22 protein-coding genes are annotated in these 19,803 nt (G+C 61.0%); 8 read left to right on the forward strand and 14 right to left on the reverse strand.

The window, feature by feature from the left end; genetic code table 11:
• Positions 1-42: 42 nt before the first annotated feature.
• From tmpA to ACXAEK_RS15735, 3 genes are read left to right on the forward strand one after another with little or no spacing between them, the layout of a single operon-like run.
• Positions 43-1,176 carry a 2-trimethylaminoethylphosphonate dioxygenase gene (tmpA, locus tag ACXAEK_RS15725; protein ID WP_475043307.1) on the forward strand — a complete coding sequence of 378 codons (1,134 nt, stop codon included), beginning with the start codon at positions 43-45 and terminating at the stop codon, positions 1,174-1,176.
• A gap of 3 nt (positions 1,177-1,179) precedes the next feature.
• The gene (gene tmpB, locus ACXAEK_RS15730) at positions 1,180-1,785 is read left to right on the forward strand and encodes a (R)-1-hydroxy-2-trimethylaminoethylphosphonate oxygenase (protein WP_475043308.1); all 606 of its coding nucleotides are present in this window, start codon (positions 1,180-1,182) and stop codon (positions 1,783-1,785) included.
• Positions 1,782-2,447 (forward strand): ureidoglycolate lyase, encoded by a 666-nt coding sequence (locus tag ACXAEK_RS15735; protein ID WP_475043310.1) that lies wholly within the window; start codon positions 1,782-1,784, stop codon positions 2,445-2,447. Before tmpB ends, ACXAEK_RS15735 begins: the two co-directional genes overlap by 4 nt.
• A gap of 66 nt (positions 2,448-2,513) precedes the next feature.
• On the opposite strand, the gene ACXAEK_RS15740 is transcribed toward ACXAEK_RS15735, so the two are convergent.
• The 10 genes from ACXAEK_RS15740 to iscR form a co-directional block, all read right to left on the reverse strand.
• On the reverse strand, positions 2,514-3,734 hold the full coding sequence (locus tag ACXAEK_RS15740; protein WP_475043312.1) for a cysteine desulfurase: 1,221 nt from the start codon (positions 3,732-3,734) through the stop codon (positions 2,514-2,516).
• Entirely contained in the window at positions 3,727-4,311 is a 585-nt protein-coding gene (locus ACXAEK_RS15745) for a YIP1 family protein (protein WP_475043314.1), read from the reverse strand. Before ACXAEK_RS15745 ends, ACXAEK_RS15740 begins: the two co-directional genes overlap by 8 nt.
• A complete protein-coding gene (locus tag ACXAEK_RS15750) occupies positions 4,308-4,793 on the reverse strand; it encodes a YIP1 family protein (RefSeq protein WP_475043316.1) in 486 nt (161 codons plus the stop codon). Before ACXAEK_RS15750 ends, ACXAEK_RS15745 begins: the two co-directional genes overlap by 4 nt.
• The gene (locus ACXAEK_RS15755) at positions 4,793-6,073 is read right to left on the reverse strand and encodes a SufB/SufD family protein (protein WP_475043318.1); all 1,281 of its coding nucleotides are present in this window, start codon (positions 6,071-6,073) and stop codon (positions 4,793-4,795) included. The genes ACXAEK_RS15750 and ACXAEK_RS15755 overlap by 1 nt, the downstream gene beginning before the upstream one ends.
• Positions 6,074-6,829, reverse strand: a complete 756-nt coding sequence (gene sufC, locus ACXAEK_RS15760) for a Fe-S cluster assembly ATPase SufC (protein WP_475043320.1) — start codon at positions 6,827-6,829, stop codon at positions 6,074-6,076.
• Positions 6,830-6,903: 74 nt separating this feature from the next.
• On the reverse strand, positions 6,904-7,218 hold the full coding sequence (locus tag ACXAEK_RS15765) for a YbjQ family protein (protein ID WP_039123659.1): 315 nt from the start codon (positions 7,216-7,218) through the stop codon (positions 6,904-6,906).
• Positions 7,215-7,448, reverse strand: a complete 234-nt coding sequence (locus ACXAEK_RS15770) for an HTH-like domain-containing protein (protein WP_475043322.1) — start codon at positions 7,446-7,448, stop codon at positions 7,215-7,217. The genes ACXAEK_RS15765 and ACXAEK_RS15770 overlap by 4 nt, the downstream gene beginning before the upstream one ends.
• A 2-nt stretch (positions 7,449-7,450) precedes the next feature.
• Positions 7,451-8,974: a Fe-S cluster assembly protein SufB gene (sufB, locus tag ACXAEK_RS15775; RefSeq protein WP_475043324.1), complete on the reverse strand. Its 1,524-nt coding sequence runs from the start codon at positions 8,972-8,974 to the stop codon at positions 7,451-7,453.
• Positions 8,975-8,988: 14 nt separating this feature from the next.
• On the reverse strand, positions 8,989-10,032 hold the full coding sequence (locus tag ACXAEK_RS15780; RefSeq protein ID WP_475043326.1) for a cysteine desulfurase family protein: 1,044 nt from the start codon (positions 10,030-10,032) through the stop codon (positions 8,989-8,991).
• 129 nt (positions 10,033-10,161) lie between these two features.
• Entirely contained in the window at positions 10,162-10,620 is a 459-nt protein-coding gene (gene iscR, locus ACXAEK_RS15785) for a Fe-S cluster assembly transcriptional regulator IscR (RefSeq protein WP_475043328.1), read from the reverse strand.
• Between the two features lie 186 nt (positions 10,621-10,806).
• Between iscR and ACXAEK_RS15790 the strand changes: the two genes are divergently transcribed.
• The 3 genes from ACXAEK_RS15790 to ACXAEK_RS15800 are packed head-to-tail and all read left to right on the forward strand — an operon-like array spanning position 10,807 to position 12,871.
• Complete coding sequence (locus tag ACXAEK_RS15790) at positions 10,807-11,460, forward strand: alpha/beta hydrolase (protein WP_019296279.1); 654 nt, start codon at positions 10,807-10,809, stop codon at positions 11,458-11,460.
• Positions 11,460-11,705, forward strand: a complete 246-nt coding sequence (locus tag ACXAEK_RS15795) for a hypothetical protein (protein ID WP_475043329.1) — start codon at positions 11,460-11,462, stop codon at positions 11,703-11,705. The genes ACXAEK_RS15790 and ACXAEK_RS15795 overlap by 1 nt, the downstream gene beginning before the upstream one ends.
• Entirely contained in the window at positions 11,702-12,871 is a 1,170-nt protein-coding gene (locus ACXAEK_RS15800; RefSeq protein ID WP_475043331.1) for an HD domain-containing protein, read from the forward strand. Before ACXAEK_RS15795 ends, ACXAEK_RS15800 begins: the two co-directional genes overlap by 4 nt.
• A gap of 32 nt (positions 12,872-12,903) precedes the next feature.
• Here the strand turns inward: ACXAEK_RS15800 and ACXAEK_RS15805 are convergent, their stop codons facing one another.
• The gene (locus tag ACXAEK_RS15805; RefSeq protein WP_475043332.1) at positions 12,904-13,686 is read right to left on the reverse strand and encodes a class II glutamine amidotransferase; all 783 of its coding nucleotides are present in this window, start codon (positions 13,684-13,686) and stop codon (positions 12,904-12,906) included.
• Positions 13,687-13,936: 250 nt separating this feature from the next.
• Between ACXAEK_RS15805 and ACXAEK_RS15810 the strand changes: the two genes are divergently transcribed.
• Positions 13,937-14,272 (forward strand): DMT family transporter, encoded by a 336-nt coding sequence (locus ACXAEK_RS15810; RefSeq protein ID WP_475043333.1) that lies wholly within the window; start codon positions 13,937-13,939, stop codon positions 14,270-14,272.
• A gap of 93 nt (positions 14,273-14,365) precedes the next feature.
• Positions 14,366-16,186 carry a translational GTPase TypA gene (typA, locus tag ACXAEK_RS15815; RefSeq protein ID WP_475043335.1) on the forward strand — a complete coding sequence of 607 codons (1,821 nt, stop codon included), beginning with the start codon at positions 14,366-14,368 and terminating at the stop codon, positions 16,184-16,186.
• A gap of 39 nt (positions 16,187-16,225) precedes the next feature.
• Here typA and ACXAEK_RS15820 read toward each other — a convergent pair whose 3' ends face one another.
• From ACXAEK_RS15820 to alaS, 3 genes are all read right to left on the reverse strand, one after another.
• On the reverse strand, positions 16,226-16,708 hold the full coding sequence (locus ACXAEK_RS15820; protein ID WP_475043337.1) for an MOSC domain-containing protein: 483 nt from the start codon (positions 16,706-16,708) through the stop codon (positions 16,226-16,228).
• On the reverse strand, positions 16,708-16,995 hold the full coding sequence (locus ACXAEK_RS15825) for a DUF1330 domain-containing protein (RefSeq protein WP_475043339.1): 288 nt from the start codon (positions 16,993-16,995) through the stop codon (positions 16,708-16,710). The genes ACXAEK_RS15820 and ACXAEK_RS15825 overlap by 1 nt, the downstream gene beginning before the upstream one ends.
• Positions 16,996-17,073: 78 nt before the next feature.
• The gene (alaS, locus tag ACXAEK_RS15830) at positions 17,074-19,725 is read right to left on the reverse strand and encodes an alanine--tRNA ligase (RefSeq protein WP_475043340.1); all 2,652 of its coding nucleotides are present in this window, start codon (positions 19,723-19,725) and stop codon (positions 17,074-17,076) included.
• Positions 19,726-19,803 lie beyond the last annotated feature (78 nt).

Raw genomic sequence — 19,803 nt, forward strand, 5'->3', positions numbered from 1 at the left:
ATAGCAAGGCAAGCAAGAACCAGGCCAACCGGAGAGACCCCTATGCCCCGTTCCGTATCCGCCGACGCATCCGGCAGCTTTCTGACCCTGACATTCGAAGACGGCAGCGACAGCCGCTTTCACGCGATCTGGCTGCGTGACAACGCGCTGGACCCTGAGACCCGCTCGCCCGGTAACGGCCAGCGTCTGATTACCATCGGTGACATTCCGGCAGACACCAGGATCAGCACCGCACTGGTGGAAAACGGCGCGCTGACCGTTACCTTTGCGCCGGAAGGCAAGACCGTCACCTTCCCGGGAGACTGGTTGAAGGCACACGCCTATGACGTTGATCAGGCGTCTGAATTCGGCCGCATGGCGCCGGGTATCGAGACCTGGAACAGCAGCCAGCCCGCCCCCGCCTTTGACTGGAACGACGTTAAATCCGACCCGAAGGTCAAACGTGACTGGCTGGACGCGATTGCCCGCCTCGGCTTTGCCAAACTGGTGAACGGCCCGGTGACAGAAGGCGCGCTGATTGAGAACGCCGAAATGTTCGGCTTTGTCCGCGAAACCAACTACGGCAAGTATTTTGAGGTCCGCACCGAGGTGAACCCGACCAACCTCGCCTATACCGGCCTGGGGCTGCAGGCGCATACCGACAACCCCTATCGCGACCCGGTACCGTCGCTGCAGATCCTCTATTGCCTGGAAAACTCGGCAGAAGGCGGCGAGAGCATCGTGGTCGACGGCTTTCGCGCGGCTGAGCGCCTGAAGGCGGAAAACCCCGAAGGGTTTGCCCTGCTGGCAGGCTACCCGGCGCGGTTCGAATACAAGGGCTCCGACGGCGTGCACCTGAAATCGCGCCGCCCGATGATCGAGCTGTCGCCGGATGGTGAGATGGTCGGCATGCGCTTCAACAACCGCTCCTCGGCGCCTTTTGTCGACATTCCGTTCGACAAGATGGAGGCCTATTACGCGGCCTACCGCCGCCTGGGTGAGTTCATCGACGATCCGGACATGGGCGTCTCCTTTAAGCTGGAGCCGGGCGAAAGCTTTATCGTCGACAACACCCGTGTGATGCACGCGCGCCTTGGGTATTCCGGGTCCGGTTCGCGCTGGCTGCAGGGCTGCTACGCCGACAAGGACGGGCTGCTTTCGACCCTGAACGTGCTGAACGACCAACTGGAGGGCTGAGCCATGAGCAAGCCGGATTTCAGCAAGCTGACCCAAGAAAACATTGTCGCCTTCATCGGCGACATCTTCGACCGCCGCGGTGATGAGGAATACCTGGGCGAGCCGGTCACCATGACCGAACACATGCTGCAGGGCGCCACCATTGCCGAGCAGAACAAGCAGCCGGAAGAGATCATCGTGGGGGCGCTTCTGCACGATATCGGCCATTTCACCAGCGAGTTCGGCACTTTCAGCATGGATGACACCGAGGACCGGTTTCATGAGGAGGCCGGCGCCGAGGTTCTGGAACAGTTCTTCCCCTCGGTTATCACCGATTGCGTGCGCTACCACGTGGCGGCGAAACGCTATCTCTGCGCCACCAAACCGGAATATTTCAACCGTTTGTCAGAGGCTTCCATCCATTCGTTGAACCTGCAAGGCGGACCGATGAACGCCGAAGAAGTGGCTGAGATGGAGAAGAACCCGAACCTCAAGCAGATCATCGCGGTGCGCTATCTGGATGAGGCCGGAAAGCGGGCGGATATGGAAACGCCGGACTATTGGCATTTTGCACCGATGGTGCAACGCATGGTCGACAAGCATATGGCTGCGGGGGATTCCGCAAAGTGAGCGCGCCCGAGTATATCTTTGAAGCCAGCAGCAAACCTTCGCTGCCCTGGCACGAGGTGCCGCTGATCCGGGCCACCGAGGAAAGCGTCAAGGGCTACGGCTGCCTGGTGGATGATCCGGAGAACTTCGAGATCGAGATCGTGCAATGGCCCGCGCAAGGCTGGCGCCCGATCGACGATGGCACCGGGGACGAGGCAGGCTGGGTCGAGGGCACCTTCCGCGGCGACTGGCGCGGAGATGTTCTGTATGGCGAGAACGAAGCGGTCAACGGCAACTATGTGCTGGGCTGGTCCACCGACCCGCAGAATGCGCAGGTGGAGGCGCAGAGTGCACCGCGGGATCAGGTGCTGCTGTGGCACATGAACTACCACCCCGACGGCGGCCAGCTGTTCTATCCGCTGGACAACAAACCCTTCATCATTCCCGCGGCGCTGCCCGGGGATGATCTGAAACCGGAGAAGGTTGTGGCCTTCTGGTGCGATGGCTCCAAGGGGCTCTATATCCATCCGAACATCTGGCACGAAGGCATCTTTCCGGTGGAGGACAGCCAGCGGTTCCTGGACCGCCAGGGCAAAGTGCACGCGCGGGTCAGCTGCGATGTGGGGCAGGAGTTCGGAGTTTACCTGTCCTGCCCGATGCGGGCGGACAAGATCCAGGGCTAACGCACTGTACAAAAACAAAAAACGGCGCCCTCGAGGCGCCGTTTTCCTTTTGGCTGCTGTCCAGGATCAGGCGAACAATTCGTGCGCCAGTTCCAGCGCATCAATCAGCGTGTCGACTTCATCCTTGGTGTTGTAGAGGCCAAAGGACGCGCGGCAGGTGGCGGAGACCCCCAAATGGTCCATCAGCGGCCCGGCACAGTGATGCCCAGCCCGCACCGCCACGCCTTTTTTGTCAAGGATCGTCGAGATGTCATGCGCATGTGCGGCACCTTCCATGGTAAAGCTGAAAATCGCTGCTTTGCCAGGCGCTTGCCCCTGAACATTGATCCAGTTCAGGCCGGTCAGCCGCTCCAGTGCATAGTCGCGCAGGCCGCCTTCGTGCTTGGCGATGTTGTCCATGCCAAGATCCATCATGTATTCCAGCGCGACACCCAGACCGATGGTCTGCACGATGCCCGGCGTGCCGGCCTCGAATTTCATCGGCGGATCGTTGTAGATGATCCCCTCCTTGGAGACCTCCTTAATCATGTCGCCGCCACCGATGAAGGGGCGCATCTCGGCCATCCGCTCGGGCTTGATGTAGATCGCGCCAGAGCCAGAGGGGCCATAGAGCTTGTGGCCGGTGATCGCGTAGAAGTCGCAGCCGATGTCCTGAACGTCGACCGGCATATGCACGGCACCCTGCGAGCCGTCGACCATCACCGGCACGCCCTTGGCATGGGCGCCTTGGGTGATTGCCTTGACGTCCACCACGGTGCCCAGCACGTTGGAGCACTGGGTGACGGCCACCAGCTTGGTCTTGGGCCCAATCGCGTCGATCACCTTCTGCGGATCCAGGCTGCCGTCATCGGCCACATCGACCCATTTCAGTACCACGCCCTGGCGTTCGCGCAGGAAGTGCCAGGGCACGATGTTGGCGTGGTGCTCCATCACCGACAGGACAATCTCGTCGCCTGCTTCAAATCGTGGCATCGCCCAGCCATAGGCAACCAGATTGATGCCCTCGGTGGTGCCGGAGTTCAGCACGATGGTGTTTTCATCCCCGGCATTCAAGAAGCGCGCAATAATGCCGCGCACCGCCTCATACTTCTCCGTTGCGAGATTGGAAAGAAAGTGCAAGCCGCGGTGAACGTTGGAATATTCCTCAGCATACGCCTTGGTCACCGCATCAATCACCACCTGCGGTTTCTGGGCCGAGGCGCCGTTGTCGAGATAGGTCAGCGGCTTGCCGTTCACCTCCCGCGACAGGATCGGAAAGTCAGCGCGGATTTTGTCCAGGTCATACATTTTCGGGAAGTCCCAGATTGGCTGGGCCGATCAGACCCACGATAAAGAGAAGGGCGAACACCAGGATCATACTGGCCATTAAGACCACGCCAAGCGACCGCCATACGGAACCGAACCTGTGCGCCGCGTTGACAAAGTGCAAGAGGATAAAGAACACTAGGATGTTCGCTGCAATGTTGAGCAGGCCAGCCAGAGACGGCAGGATCAGAAACATCCCAACAATGGCGCCGTTCAACCCGGCTTGCAGCAATTGCAGCCAGGTGACAAGCGCAAGCAGCGATGCCAGGCTGCCTTGGCCGCCCAGCCAGCGGCCCGTTGTGGCCAGCATGGCGATGAACCCGATCTGCAATACCAGCACCACTGCAAAATAGGCGCCGGGCGAGAACCGCGGCAGCAGCACCTCTGGCGGCAGCGGAAACAGCACCTGCTGCAAAGTGTAGACGCAAGTGTTCAGCACCACAGACAGCAGGAAGGCAGTCCACAGCGCTTCGCGCGGCCAGTCGCGCGCCAGGATCTGCATCGCGGCATCGCGCGGCGATTTCACCGTAAGAAGGGCAAAGGCAGCCAATGCGTTCATGGTTTTGCCCAATATCCTTGGATCATGCCGGACAGCCAGAACCAAAAGAAAACGGCGCACCAAAGTGCCCCCACCAGGTTCAATGCCGCGCCGGGGCCAATGAAACCAGCGACCAGGCCATTCAGCAGCATCAGCGGGCTGGCGGCCAGGAACGCCCAGAACAGGGCCAGCCGCGCCCGGTAGGCATCGCCCTGCCCGCCAACGGCCCGGGCGATCCAATGCGACACCAGGGCCAGCACATACAGCAAAAGCGGCGCGATGAAGACCAGCGCCAGCAGCGATCCGCCCAGCAGCATGTTCAGCTCCTGGCCGGTCAGATGCGCCTCGCGCGCCAATTTCGGCATCTGCGCGACAAAGGTCAGCACACAACCGCTGAGCAGAAACACCAGCAGCCTGTCTTCGCGGGCACCCATGCTCAGAAGCCGCGCAAACACCTTGCGCGGCCCCTTGTAGGTTGCCGGGATATCCGTGGTAACGGACATCAGCGGCGCCGGGCCAGCCAGCCTTCGAGGCGGGAGACGATATCAGCGGCGATCTCCGCGTCCTCGATCTCATCCACCGCTTCGGCCAGGAAGGCCAGCGTCATCAGGTCGGTTGCCTCTGCGTGCGGGACACCGCGGGAGCGCAGGTAGAACAGGCCTTCCTCGTCGATCGCGCCGGAAGTGGAGCCATGCGAGCAAGCCACGTCGTCGGCGTAGATTTCCAGCTCAGGCTTGGCCAGGAACTGGCTGTCCTCATCCAGCAGCAGCGACTGGGAAATCTGATATCCGTCAGTCTTTTGCGCGCCTTCCTTCACCAGGATTTTGCCCTGAAACACACCAGTGGCCCCGTTGCGCAGCACCTTCTTGAACACCTGGCGGCTTTCGCAGTTCACCGCATCATGGGTGATGAACACGGTGTCGTCGTGGTGGAAGTCGCCATCCCCCACGCAGGCGCCTGCGATATGGGCCACAGCGTCGTCGCCGGTCAGTTCAATCACCGCCTCGTTGCGGGTCAGCACGCCGTTCACGGTCAAGGTGAAGGACTTGAACACCGACTCGGTGCCCAGGCGGGCAAACAGATGGGTGGCGGCGCGGCGCTCGTGGTCGCGGCCCTGGGCACGCACCAGATGCAGCTTGCCGCCGTCTGCAACGTCGATTTCCATGCATTTGTTAAAACGGGACGCAGCCGGGCCGTTTTCCAGAATGGTTGCCTCGGCGCCGGTTTCGACACGGATCACGTGGTGCAGGATCGCGTCGGAGTTTTCATCCGAATGCACATAGGTGAAGTTGATCGGCTTGGCGACCTTGCCAGTCACCCGGATCGCCACGCCATCACTAGCAAAGGCGGTGTTCAGCGCTGCCAGCGGACGTTCCACCGGGGTTTGCCCCCGCGCTTCAAGAACCCCGTACAAGTCCTTGGCCCAATGAATATCCTTGCAGCAGATATCCTCAATCCGGTCGATGGTCACACCTTCCAGAGTCAGATCGTCCGACGCCTCGGCATCAAACACGCCATCGACGAATACGATGTTCAAACGCTCGAATGCGTTGAACATCGGTGCTTCATCCGCTGCAAAAACCGCGGCCTTGGGGGCCTCAGCCTGCACCAGTGTGTCGGGGCGGGTGTATTTCCAGTATTCGTCGCGGCGCGACGGCAGGCCCATTGTCTGGACCCGCGACAGCGCGGCCTGACGGGCCGCCTTGAGGCAGCCGCCCTCGGGCAGCGCAAGGCCGGACAACCGCGCCTCGGTTGCGGTCAATTTCGCTTCGGGCAGGGCCATTTACGCCTCCTCTGCCAGGATGCCGGCGTAACCGTTGTTCTCAACTTCCAGCGCCAGCTCGGGGCCGCCGGTCTTGACGATGCGGCCGTTTGCCAGGATGTGCACCACGTCCGGTTTGATGTGGTCCAGCAGGCGCTGGTAGTGGGTGATCACCAGGAAACCGCGGCCTTCGTCGCGCAGGGCGTTTACGCCATCGGCCACCAGCTTCATCGCGTCCACATCGAGGCCGGAGTTGGTTTCGTCCAGGATGCACAGCTTCGGCTCCAGCATCGCCATCTGCAGGATCTCGTTGCGCTTCTTCTCACCGCCGGAAAAGCCGACGTTGACCGGGCGTTTCAGCATGTCGGCGTCGATCTTCAGCGTCTTGGCCTTGGCGCGCACTTCCTTCAGGAAGTCAGACGCCGACAGCTCTTCCTCGCCGCGGGCCTTGCGCTGCGCGTTCACCGCGGTGCGCAGGAAGGTCATGTTGCCGACGCCGGGGATTTCCACCGGGTACTGGAACGCCAGGAACATGCCCGCCGCAGCGCGCTCTTCCGGCTCCATCTCCAGAATGTCTTCGCCTTCCAGCTCCGCCGAGCCTTCGGTCACTTCATAACCGTCGCGGCCCGACAGCACATAAGACAGGGTGGATTTGCCCGAACCGTTCGGCCCCATGATGGCATGCACCTTGCCGGCTTCGACCTTCAGATCGACGCCTTTCAGGATCTGCTTTTCCTCGTCTTCCAGTTTGACGTGCAGGTTCTTGATTTCGAGCATTTTTTCCTCGTCTCATATGTCGTGCAGGCCTGCGGCCCGCGATATTCCCATGGCCCATCGGGGCCGTTTCATTCTTATCCCAGCACCACTGCGGTGCCGCTGGCCGAGACCATCAGCATGGACTGCCCGACCACTTCGTAATCCAGATCAACGCCCACCACGGCGTTTGCGCCCTTGGCCCGGGCGCGGTCTTCCAGCTCTGCCAGCGCGGTTTCGCGCGCATCCTGCAGCTTGCTTTCATAAGCGCCGGAGCGGCCGCCGACGATGTCGGTGATGGAGGCAAAGACATCGCGCACCACATTGGCGCCCATGATCGCCTCACCCACCACGATTCCCTTGTATTCGGCAATCTGGTAGCCTTCGACAGAGTTTGTGGTTGTGACGATCATGCTCTTGCCCCTGATTTAACCTGCACAAACTTCGACAGACGCATTCCTTTGCGAACTTCAGTTCCGTAGGATCGCTTTCCCGTTCCAAGTTCCGCAACATCATTGGCGGAATGCCCTTCAAGTTCGGCTGCAAATTCAATTCCGAACAAGTGGATGGCCGTAACCATTTCACGCTGTTCGGCATTTTGGTAGCGATCTTTGAGGATTTCCGCCAACTGATCGGTCGTCATGATTACCCCACAGACCCTTCCAGCGAGATCGCAACCAGCTGCTGGGCTTCCATGGCGAACTCCATCGGCAGCGCCTGCAGAACGTCCTTGCAGAAGCCGTTGACCACCAGGGCCACCGCCTCTTCCTCGTCCATGCCGCGCTGGCGGCAGTAGAACAGCTGGTCGTCGTCCACCTTGGAAGTGGTCGCCTCATGCTCCACGCGGGAGGAGTTGTTCTTGACCTCGATGTAGGGAACCGTGTGCGCCCCGCATTTGTCGCCGATCAGCAAGCTGTCGCACTGGGTGTAGTTGCGCGAATTCTTGGCCTTCGGGTGCATCGACACCAAACCGCGGTAGGTGTTCTGCGCCTTGCCGGCCGAGATGCCCTTGGACACGATGCGCGACTTGGTTTTTTTGCCCAGATGCACCATCTTGGTGCCGGTGTCGGCCTGCTGCATGTTGTTGGCGATGGCGATCGAGTAGAATTCGCCCTGGCTTTCATCGCCGCGCAGAATGCAGGACGGATATTTCCAGGTCACGGCAGAGCCAGTTTCCACCTGAGTCCACATCACCTTGGCGCGGTCGCCGCGGCAGTCGGCGCGTTTGGTCACAAAGTTGTAGATGCCGCCCTTGCCGTTCTCGTCGCCCGGATACCAGTTCTGGACGGTGGAGTATTTCACCTCGGCGTCTTCCTCGATGATGATTTCCACCACCGCGGCATGCAGCTGCGCAGTGTCGCGCTGCGGTGCGGTGCAGCCTTCGAGGTAAGAGACGTAGGAGCCTTTGTCCGCAATGATCAGGGTACGCTCGAACTGGCCGGTGTTTTCCGCGTTGATGCGGAAATAGGTGGACAGCTCCATCGGGCAGCGCACGCCCGGCGGCACATAGACAAAGGAGCCGTCCGAAAACACGGCCGAGTTCAGCGTCGCATAGAAGTTGTCGGAAACAGGAACAACGGAGCCGAGGTATTTCTTCACCAGCTCGGGATGCTCGCGGATCGCTTCGGAAATCGAGCAGAAGATGACGCCTGCTTCCTTCAGTTCCTTCTGGAAGGTGGTGCCGACGGAAACAGAGTCGAACACTGCGTCCACCGCGACCTTGCGGCCTTCTTCCGGGGTCTCGCCTGCGCCTTCGACGCCTGCCAGAATCATTTGCTCTTTCAGCGGGATACCGAGCTTTTCGTAAGTGGCCAGCAGCTTGGGGTCGACCTCATCCAGCGACTTCGGCTTCACTTCCATCGACTTGGGACGGGCATAGTAATACTGGTCCTGGAAGTCGATTTCCGGGTAGCTGACCATCGCCCAGTTCGGCTCGTCCATCTGCTCCCAGCGTTCAAAGGCCTGCAGGCGCCATTCGGTCATCCACTCAGGCTCTTCGTTCTTTTCCGAGATCAGCCGGACAATATCGGGGTTCACGCCCTTGGGCGCGTATTCCATCTCGATATCGGTTTCCCAGCCGTATTTATAAGCACCGCCAACCTCGCGGACGGCGTCCACGGTTTCCTGGTCAACACCTTCTTTGACTTGGGTCTGGTCCAAAGCGGCCATTGTCATCTCCTCATTCACGCCGCGCGGGCGCGATGTTTCTTTTCTTTTTGCAGCCACGCCTCGGCAAAGCGCAGCACATCTTCTTCTGTCGTCTCAGGCCCCAGCGACACACGCACTGCGCCTTGGGCTGTAGCCTCGTCATATCCCATGGCGGTCAGCACCGCGCTGGCACGCACCTTGCCGCTGGAACAGGCGCTGCCCGCACTGATGGCAAACCCCGCAAGGTCCATCTGCATGACCTGGGTTTCGCCCTTCCAGCCCGGTGTCGCAAAACACAAAGTGTTCGGCAGCCGCTTCTGATCCTTCCCGACAAAAATAGTATGGCTTGCGCCAGACACAAGCGCCTTTTCTAGAATATTTCTAAGTTCCGCAACCCTATCCCAGACACCATTTGCCAGATCCTTGGCCGCAGCTTCAGCTGCGGCGCCGAAGCCAGCGATTCCAATAACATTTTCGGTTCCGGAGCGGCGCCCCATTTCCTGTCCGCCGCCCTTGATCTGTGCAGTCAGATCGGTTCCGCGTTTCATAACCACAGCGCCGATGCCCTTAGGGCCGCCCAGTTTGTGGGCCGAAATCAGCGCGATTTCAGCGCCCAGCCAGTTGAAGGCCACCGGCAGTTTGCCAAAGGCCTGGGTGGCATCTGTTACCGCCAGCCCCTCCGGCAGTTTCTGCACAATGCCCGTTTCTGAGTTGGCCAGCTGCACAGCAGAGCGCCCCGGTTCGGGTATGCCTACTACGCCGTCACTGGTCACGGCCAAGTCCTCAACCGTCCAGGCCCGCACCGCATCATGCTCCACCGGAGCCCCGTGCAAGCCGCGTCCCGATAACGCCAGCGCCGCGCCTTCAGTAGAACCGGAGGTAAACACGATGTCGGCGCCATCCGCTCCAAAGGCCGCAGCAACCTGTGCCCGCGCCTTCTCAATCAGAGACTTCGCAGCCCGCCCCTCGGCATGGACTGAGGACGGGTTGCCGCAGACGTCCATTGCGGCAATCATCGCGGCCTTCGCCTCAGGCCGCAGAAGGGCGGTGGCATTATGATCGAGGTAAACGCGTTTCATAGATACATCTTTTTGCGGATCGCTGCCGCGTCATAAGCCGCCTTGCAGCAATTGGCAAAGATTCCGCGCAGTTTTTGTGCGGAATACGCTCCTTCCGGAAAGTTGGACGTGAGCCGCCTGCGCTCCACCTCAGTCGTCCACGACCGCAAACAAGCTCGGCACTGCCGGGCATGGCGCCAGATCGTTCTTGATCACATCCGACAGGCGGGTCTGATGCAAGAACACATAGACATGCGCGCTCAGGCTCTCCCAAAGTCGGTTGGTCAGCGATTGCGCCCGGCTGCCGGACAGCGCCCCGGAAGCCCCTGCGCCCTTGTGCATCGCATCCACAGTTTCATCTACGGCAGACAGCACATCCACCACCCTGATTTCAGAAGGCACTATCGCCAGCCGGTAACCGCCGCCAGGCCCGCGCACCAACTCGACCAGCCCGGCGCGGCGCAGCTTGACAAACAACTGCTCAAGATACGGCAGCGAGATATCCTGCCGCTTGGAAATGTCTCCCAGCGGCACCAGATCGCCCTCTGGCTGCAGCGCAATATCCGCCAGCGCAACCATCGCATAGCGCCCTTTGGTGGAAAGCTTCATAATTTACCCCTCGAAACCAGGGCGCGAGTGCGAAAACATTGACCTTCCCCGCGACTGTGCGTATCTCAGCCTGACGGTGTGTGGCTTGGCCAGCGCCCTTGATTAGAACTGTTCTAAGATGCCTGACGGAACCCGTCAAGTATTCTGGGGGCAGCCCCGAAAACGAGAGTAGGATTTTAACCGCCCATGCCCGAGGTCATCTTTCCTGGACCCGAAGGCCGCCTCGAAGGCCGCTATCACCCGCAAAAAGAAAAAGACGCCCCGATCGCCATCGTCCTGCACCCGCATCCGCAGTTTGGCGGCACTATGAACAATAAGGTGGTCTACAACCTCCACTATGCGTTCTACAACATGGGCTTTACCGTCCTGCGGTTCAATTTCCGCGGCGTCGGCCGCAGCCAGGGCGAATACGACCAAGGCGTGGGCGAATTGTCCGATGCCGCTTCAGCGCTGGATTACCTGCAGTCGATGAACTCCAACTCCAAGCATTGCTGGGTTGCGGGATTCTCCTTTGGCGCCTGGATCGGCATGCAGCTCTTGATGCGCCGCCCGGAAATCACCGGTTTCATCTCTGTTGCGCCGCCCGCCAATATGTATGACTTCTCCTTCCTGGCGCCCTGCCCGTCCTCAGGCCTGATCATCAACGGCACCGCCGACCGCGTGGCACCGCCTGCGGACACAGCCAGCCTGGTCGGCAAGCTGCATGAGCAGAAGGGCATCACCATCACCCACACTGAGGTGGAAGGTGCGGATCACTTCTTCCAGGAGCCGCATATGGACACAATGATCGGCACAGTTTCCGATTACGTGAAGCGCCGCCTGACGGAGAACACCCGCTGATGAGCAATACTATCGAGGCGCTGGCCCAGAAACTGGCGGTCGATACACTCAAGGTGCAGGACGCTTCCGGCGAGGAGCGTCTTTATGTGGAGGTGGGCCAGGTTCTTGGCGCCGCCTCCCAATCGCTAGAGGAAGCCTTCCTGACGGAAATGCGCGTGCGCCTGGCAGAACGCAAGGCGCGCGACTTTCTCAACAAAAAAGTTGCCGGGCTGCAGGCCCAACTTGGCGCCAAAGGTGAGGCGTGAGCGCCCGCCTGCAAGCCCAGTTCGCCTTTCTGCTGGAAGCCGACAAGCTGCGCGGTGTTGAGCGGCAAAACCTGATCCTCGATTGCAGCCGCTGTGAAAACTCAGCTGAACACAGCTGGCATCTGGCGCTGTATGCGCTGGTTCTGGCCCCTTTTGCAGCGCCGGACGTGGATGTGTTCCGCGTTATCCGGATGCTGCTGCTGCACGACCTCGTTGAAATCGACGCAGGCGACCACCCGATTACCGATGAGGTCGACTGGAACGCGGTGGCCAAGGCCGAGCAGGCGGCGGCCCAGCGGCTGTTCGGTCTACTGCCAGCGGATCAGAGCGCAGAGTTTCTGTCCCTATGGCGGGAATTTGAGGCATCCGAGAGCCCGGACGCGCAGTTTGCCAAGCGGGTGGACCACTGTCAGCCGATTTTTCAAACGCTCTACGGCGTCAACCCGCTCGACTGGCATGTCGATGTGGTCCGGCAGAACCTGTTTGGCGGACGGGCAGCGGCTCTGGAACAGGACTTGCCGGAGGCATTCCACCAAGCGCTGTCGCTACTGGGTGAGGATACAGGGTATGACTGCAGCCGGCTGACCGCCCGCCTGCCCTTCCTGAATGAGGCCGACAAGCTGAAGCTGATCAACCGCGCCTCCAAGCTTGGGGACGGTTCGCGGCACGAAAACTCGGCCGAGCACAGCTGGCACATCATGCTTTACGCTTGGGTGTTGTCAGAGCACAGCGCTTTGCCAGTGAACACAGACCAGGTGCTGCAGATGCTGCTGTTGCACGACTTGGTTGAGATCGACGCAGGAGACGCCCCGATCCACGGTGTGATTGCCCCCGCAGCGCTTGCTGCCCTGGCGGCCAAGGAACTGGCTGCTGCGGACCGGCTGTTCGGATTGCTTCCCGCAGAACAAGGACAGCCTATGCGCGCGGTCTGGGAAGAGTTCGAGGCAGCCGAAAGCCCGGATGCAGTCTTTGCCAAATCCATCGACCGGGTGCAGCCAGTGCTGTTGAACCTGCTGAACGGCGGTGGCAGCTGGGTCGATTATGACGTGAGCCTGCCGCAGCTCGACTCCCGCGTCGGCGGCAAGGTCGCCCGAGGCGCGCCTGACGTCTGGACCTATGTTCGAGCGCAGATTGAGCCCTGGTTCCGCGAAGCAGGCCGCTTGTAGACATTTTAGCGGCCCCGCCGCGGGGCTGCATTTCACCCCAGAAACGGTTGAAACGGCTGAGTTTCCGCGCCTTTCGGTTTCAGCGTCAAAAACTCGCCCGGCTTCAGTTCGTTCCAGGCCTCTCCAGTGTCTTCCAGCGGCTCCGACACCACCGCCCAGCCTTGCATGCTTTGGCTCCAGCGATAGTAGACCGACGGCGCGATGCTGTCGGAAGAATAACGCGCGGCATACAATGTCTGCCCATCCGACATCGCCACCGACAGCCGCATGTGCGGCGTTGTGCCCCGCGCCCGCGACAAGCCTTCCATCCGGGCCACAGCCTGTTCCAGCGCCCCTTTAGGGTCCGCATCCAGCCCCTCCCGCAGGGCCAGCAGGAACAGAACCTCGCTGTCGGTTGCGCCCCTGCGGTGCTCATACAGCTCATCCGGGATGCACATGTCCGCGTGGCGGCGGAACCTCTCGAACCCCCCGACCTGGCCGTTGTGCATGAAGCTCCACTTCCCGGCCGTGAACGGGTGGCAGTTGTTGCGGCTGGTGGCGGACCCGGTTGAGGCCCGCACATGAGCCAGAAACAACCCGGATTGCACCTGATGCACCAGCGCCCGCAGGTTGCAATCCGACCAGGCCGGGTAGACATCACGGTACAGCCCCGGCTCAGTCCGCTGCCCGTACCAGGCAATCCCGAAGCCATCGCCATTGGTGGCTGTCTTGCATTCCACCGCCTTTTGGCTTTGCGCAATCAGCGAATGCGCAGGTGTTGATATGATGTCCTCCAAGAAGACGTCGGCACCCGTGTAGGCAGCCCAGCGGCACATGTGGAAATCCCCATTCCGTTTCCGGGAATCAGACCATTATTTCAATCTGACTACCATTATTAGGATGTTCTCCTAATTATTCTCCAATTCACAGTCCAGTGTGCCTGCGCACATTGACGTGTTCACATCAGGCGGCATGCGGATTCCGCCCTGACGATGCCGCTTCGGGACTTCCCCGGCCTTCATAGATCGGATAGGCGGGAGTTAGAGCTGCGGGTTTGCCCGCGGCAAGCGCTTGAGGGAGGCTGAGATGCCGGTTCACTACGTCTACCTGATCATTGCGGTGGCAGCAGAGACCATCGGCACCACGGCACTGCAGGCCAGCCAGCAGTTCAGCAAGCTTGGCCCGTCGCTGATCGTGCTGGTTGCCTATGCTTTCTCTTTCTACATGATGGGCCTGACCCTCAAGTTCATGCCGGTTGGTATAGTCTACGCCATCTGGTCCGGCCTTGGCATTCTGCTGATCGCGGTCATTGCCTTCATTGTCTTCGGCCAGAAGCTGGATTTCCCCGCCGTCATTGGCATGGTGCTGATCATGTCCGGCATCGTCATCATCCACCTGTTTTCCAAGTCTTCCGGCCACTGATCCGCATTTGCAGGGCTTTGCGGCGGTTTTCCTCTGGCCTTTGCGCGGGGTTCGGGCTATGCGCGGCCCAACTTCCTTACAAAGGCGAACGTCATGGACTTGCGCAACATTGCGATCATTGCTCACGTTGACCACGGCAAAACCACCCTGGTCGACGAGCTGCTGAAACAATCCGGCGCCTTCCGCGAAAACCAGGCTGTGGCGGAACGCGCCATGGACAGCAACGATCTGGAGCGCGAGCGCGGCATCACCATTTTTGCCAAGCCGACCTCGGTCGAGTGGAACGGCACCCGTATCAACATCGTCGACACCCCCGGCCACGCCGATTTCGGCGGCGAGGTGGAGCGGATCCTGTCGATGGTCGACGGCGTGGTGCTGCTGGTGGACGCGGCTGAAGGCCCGATGCCGCAGACCAAATTCGTGACCTCCAAGGCGCTGGCCCTGGGCCTGCGCCCGATCGTGGTGCTGAACAAGGTCGACAAGCCGGACGCCGAACCCGACCGGGCGCTGGACGAGTGTTTTGACCTCTTTGCCTCGCTGGACGCCACCGAGGACCAGCTGGACTTCCCGCATATGTATGCCTCGGGCCGCAACGGCTGGGCCGACAATGAGCTGGACGGCCCCCGCAAGGACCTGAGCGCGCTGTTCAACCTGATCGTGAACCACGTGCCCGAACCCAAGCAGGTCAAGAAGCAGGACGACGATTTCCGCATGCTGGCCACGACCCTGGGCAGCGACCCGTTTGTTGGCCGCCTGCTGACCGGCCGGGTTGAGACCGGCACGCTCAAGGTCGGCGCCACCGTGCAGGCGATCTCCCGCATCGGCCAGAAGATCGAACAGTTCCGTGTCACCCGGATCCAGGCGTTCCGCGGTCTGGCCCAGCAGGACATCGAAGAAGCCCAGGCAGGCGACATCGTCTCCATCGCCGGTATGTCCAAGGCCACCGTGGCTGATACCATCTGCGCACTTGCTGTCGACGAGCCGCTGGACGCCCAGCCGATCGACCCGCCGACCATCACCGTCACCTTCGGAATCAACGACAGCCCGCTGGCCGGGCGCGACGGCAAAAAGGTGCAGTCCCGCGTGATCCGCGACCGCCTGATGAAGGAAGCCGAATCCAACGTCGCCATCAAGATCGCCGACACCCCTGGCGGTGAAGCGTTCGAGGTTTCCGGCCGCGGCGAACTGCAGATGGGCGTTCTGATCGAAAACATGCGCCGCGAAGGCTTCGAGCTGTCGATCTCCCGCCCGCAGGTGATCATGCGCGAAGAGAACGGCCAGAAGATGGAGCCGATCGAAGAAGCCACCATTGACGTCGATGACGAATACTCCGGCGCGGTGATCGAAAAACTGACCGGCGCCCGTAAGGGTGAGCTGGTTGAGATGAAGCCCGCAGGTGCAGGCAAGACCCGCATCATTGCTCACGTCCCCTCGCGCGGTCTGATCGGCTACCACGGCGAGTTCCTGACCGACACCCGCGGCACCGGCGTTCTGAACCGCGTGTTCCACGGCTGGGCCCCGCACAAGGGCGCCATCCCGGGCCGCCGTGCGGGCGTTCTGATCTCGATGGAGAACGGCCAGTCGGTGGCTTACGCGCTGTGGAACCTGGAAGACCGCGGCAAAATGATGATCGGTGCCCAGGCCGACATCTACACCGGCATGATCATCGGCGAACACTCCCGCGACAACGACCTGGAAGTGAACCCGTTGAAAGGCAAGAAGCTGACCAACGTGCGCGCCTCCGGCTCGGACGAGGCAGTGCGCCTGACCACCCCGATGACCCTGTCGCTGGAAGAGGCGATTGCCTATATCAACGACGACGAATTGGTCGAGGTTACGCCGAACAACGTGCGCCTGCGCAAACGCTACCTGGACCCGCATGAACGCAAGCGGATGTCCAAGGCCAGCGCCTGACGAACGGAAAACGGCGGCAGAGATATCTGCCGCCGTTTTTCATTCTGGATCCGTCAAATGGGTGACGTTGCCGCCCAAAGCCACCCTGCCCGGCTGCAGCACTTCAGCGTACCAGCCGCCATGGCCGCGCATCGCGTTGTATCCTCCATGGCCCAGCACTTCCTCCATCCGTGAGCAGGGCGGACACGGGCCGGTAATCTGCAAAACCACGCCGCCGATTTGCAGCTTGGCTTTGCGCAAAGCAGCCAGGTTGATCCCAGAAATCACGAAATTCCGGCGCAATTGATCCGGCTGCACTGCCTCCAGACGGGCAAGAGAGGCAATCACCGGCAGATGTTCTGCCTGGATCAAGGTGACTGCGCGTTTACCTTCCTTGCCGTGATCTCCGTCGAGACCGGCAAGCGAAACATCAACCGCTTCAGGCGTCAGCACATCCTCGCGCCGGCCGGGGCGCAAACCAATCCACGCCACCCGGCCCGTGGCCGCGTGACGTTTCAGCATTTCCGCAAAGGCGGTGACCATTATTCGGAGGTTTCCACCACCATCAGTTCACGCTCGGACGCCCCCCGCGCATGGCTCAACGCTTCCTGGTATTCCGGGCTGTGATAGCAATCCACCGCGGCGTCGACGCTGGGGAATTTGGCAACCACATTGCGCGGGCGTTCCTTGCCTTCCAGCTGCACAAACCGGCCGCCGCGGGCAATGAACTCGCCGCCATGCTTGGCGATGGCCGGGCCGGCCAATTCGGCATATTTGCCATAGGCATCGGCGTCGGTAACGGTCACATGAGCAATCCAAAGTGCGGGCATCAGAGCCTCCCCGTATTATGATCTTTCCGGAAGCCTACGGTTTTTGCCGGAAAGACCAAGTGTTTTTTGACCAAATGGTCAGCCAGCCAGCAGCGCCTCTGCCGCCTTGATGGCTTCCTCGGCGCCGGAGAAATCCTTGCCGCCGCCCTGGGCCATATCCGGACGGCCGCCACCGCCCTTGCCGCCAACGGCGGGAACTGCGGCCTTCAGCACGTCAACGGCAGAAATGTCGCCCGTCAGATCGTCGGTGACACCAGCAGCCACAGCCACCTTGCCGTCGTCCTCTGCGATCAGCAGGATCACACCGGAGCCAAGGTTCTGCTTGTGTTTATCAATCAGACCGCGCAGGTCCTTGCCCGAAACCCCCTGCAGCGCCTGGGCCAGGAATTGCTTGCCATTGACGTCCTTGGCTTCGGCACCGCCACCAGAGCCACCGCCCATAGCGATCTGCTGCTTGAGATTGGAAATCTCGTTTTGCAGCGCTTTGCGCTCGTCCATCATCGCCTTAAGGCGGTCCAGCACTTCCGCAGGCTGCGCCTTCAGCGCGCCTGCGACCTCCGCCATCCGGCCTGCTTCGCGTTCCAGATGCTCAACCGCCGCCGCTCCGGTCAGCGCCTCGATCCGGCGCACACCGGCAGAGGATGCACTGTCGCCCAGGATAACAAAGGTGCCGATGTCGCCAGTCTGCTTCACATGGGTGCCACCGCACAGCTCGATCGAGTAGGTGTCACCATCGTGGCCCTTGCCAGTGGCTGCGCGGCCCATGGAGACAACACGGACCTCTTCGCCGTATTTCTCGCCGAACAGCGCCTGGGCACCGAGCTCGCGCGCGTCATCAGGAGTCATGATCCGGGTGGAGACCGGCGTGTTCTGACGGATGAAATCATTCACTTCCGAGCCGACCTTGGCCAGTTCATCCGTGCTCATCGCCTTGTTGTGGCTGAAGTCGAACCGCAGGCGGTCTTCAGCATTGAGCGAGCCCTTCTGCGCTACATGCTCCCCCAGCGCGTTGCGCAGTGCTTCGTGCAGCAGGTGGGTGGCGGAGTGGTTGGCGCGGATCTTGCTGCGGCGTGCGTGATCCACTTCCATCGCCGCGCCTTTGCCGACGGCAATCTCGCCCTCGGTCACTTCGGCGATGTGCAGGAACAGGCCCTCCACCTTCTTGGTATCGGTGATGCTGGCCGCGCCGCCTTCAACGGTCAGCACACCGGTGTCGCCCACCTGGCCGCCGCTTTCGCCGTAGAACGGCGTCTGGTTCAGGATGACCTGCACCGTGTCGCCCTTGGCCGCAGACTGCAGCTGCGCACCGTCCTTGACGATGGCCACGATCTGGCCCTCGGCCTTCTCGGTTTCATAGCCCAGGAAGTCAGTGGTGCCGGCTGCGTCGACGATGTCGAAGTAGACTTTCACATCCGCTGCTTCACCCAGACCAATGCCACCCGCACGGGACTTCTCTTTCTGCTCTTTCATCGCAGCGTCGAACCCATCGGTGTCGACCTCGATCTCCTTGGCGCGCAGGGCGTCCTGGGTCAGGTCGAGCGGGAAGCCGTAGGTATCATAGAGCTTGAACGCGGTTTCACCCGGCAGCACATCGCCCTTGCCCAGATCCGAGGAAGCTTCGTCCAGCAGTTTCAGGCCGCGATCCAGGGTCTTGAGGAAGCGGGTTTCTTCCTGCTCGAAGGTCTCCTCGATCAGGGCCTGGCCTTGGCCAAGCTCCGGATAGGCCGCGCCCATCTTTTGGACCAGCGACGGCACCAGCTTGTGCATCACCGGATCGGTGGCACCCAGCAGCGAGGCATGACGCATCGCGCGGCGCATGATCCGGCGCAGCACATAACCGCGGCCTTCGTTCGACGGCAGAACGCCCTCAGCGATCAGGAAGGAGCAGGAGCGCAGGTGATCGGCGATCACCCGGTGATGCACGTTCTGGTCGCCGAACGGATCGGTGTTGGTAACGTTGGCCGAGGCTTCGATCAGCGATTTGAACAGGTCGGTCTCATAGTTGTCGTGGGTGCCCTGCAGCAGTGCTGCAATCCGCTCCAGCCCCATGCCGGTGTCGATGGACTGCATCTCCAGATCTACCATCGAGCCGTCCGCAAACTTCTCGTTCTGCATGAAGACGAGGTTCCAGATCTCGATGAACCGGTCGCCATCTTCCTCCGGCGAGCCCGGAGGGCCGCCCCAGATGTGGTCGCCGTGGTCATAGAAGATCTCGGTGCAGGGGCCGCAAGGGCCGGTGTCGCCCATCTGCCAGAAATTATCAGAGGTGGCGATACGGATGATCCGCTCCTCCGGCACGCCCAGTTTCTTCCAGATTTCAAAGGCCTCGTCGTCAGTGTGATAGACGGTCGTATACAGCCGGTCCTTCGGAATATCGAATTCCTTGGTAATCAGCTCCCAGGCAAAAGGGATCGCCTCGTGCTTGAAGTAGTCGCCAAAGGAGAAATTGCCGAGCATCTCAAAGAAAGTGTGGTGGCGTGCGGTATAGCCGACGTTGTCAAGGTCGTTGTGCTTGCCGCCGGCGCGGACGCATTTCTGCGAGGTGGTGGCGCGCTTGTAGTCGCGGGTTTCCACCCCGGTAAAGCAGTTCTTGAACTGAACCATGCCCGAGTTGGTGAACATCAGGGTCGGGTCGTTGCGCGGCACCAGCGGGCTGGAGTCAACGACTTCATGCCCCTGTTTGGCAAAGTAGTTCAGAAAGGTAGAGCGGATATCGTTGAGCGTCGGCATATGCGGGATCTCTTGCGGGCTTAAAACAAGCGTTCCGGGCAGGTTTACCCCCGCACCCGGGCGCTGTCCACAGCGGGA

Source organism: Leisingera sp. ABM4_101, from assembly GCF_056158725.1.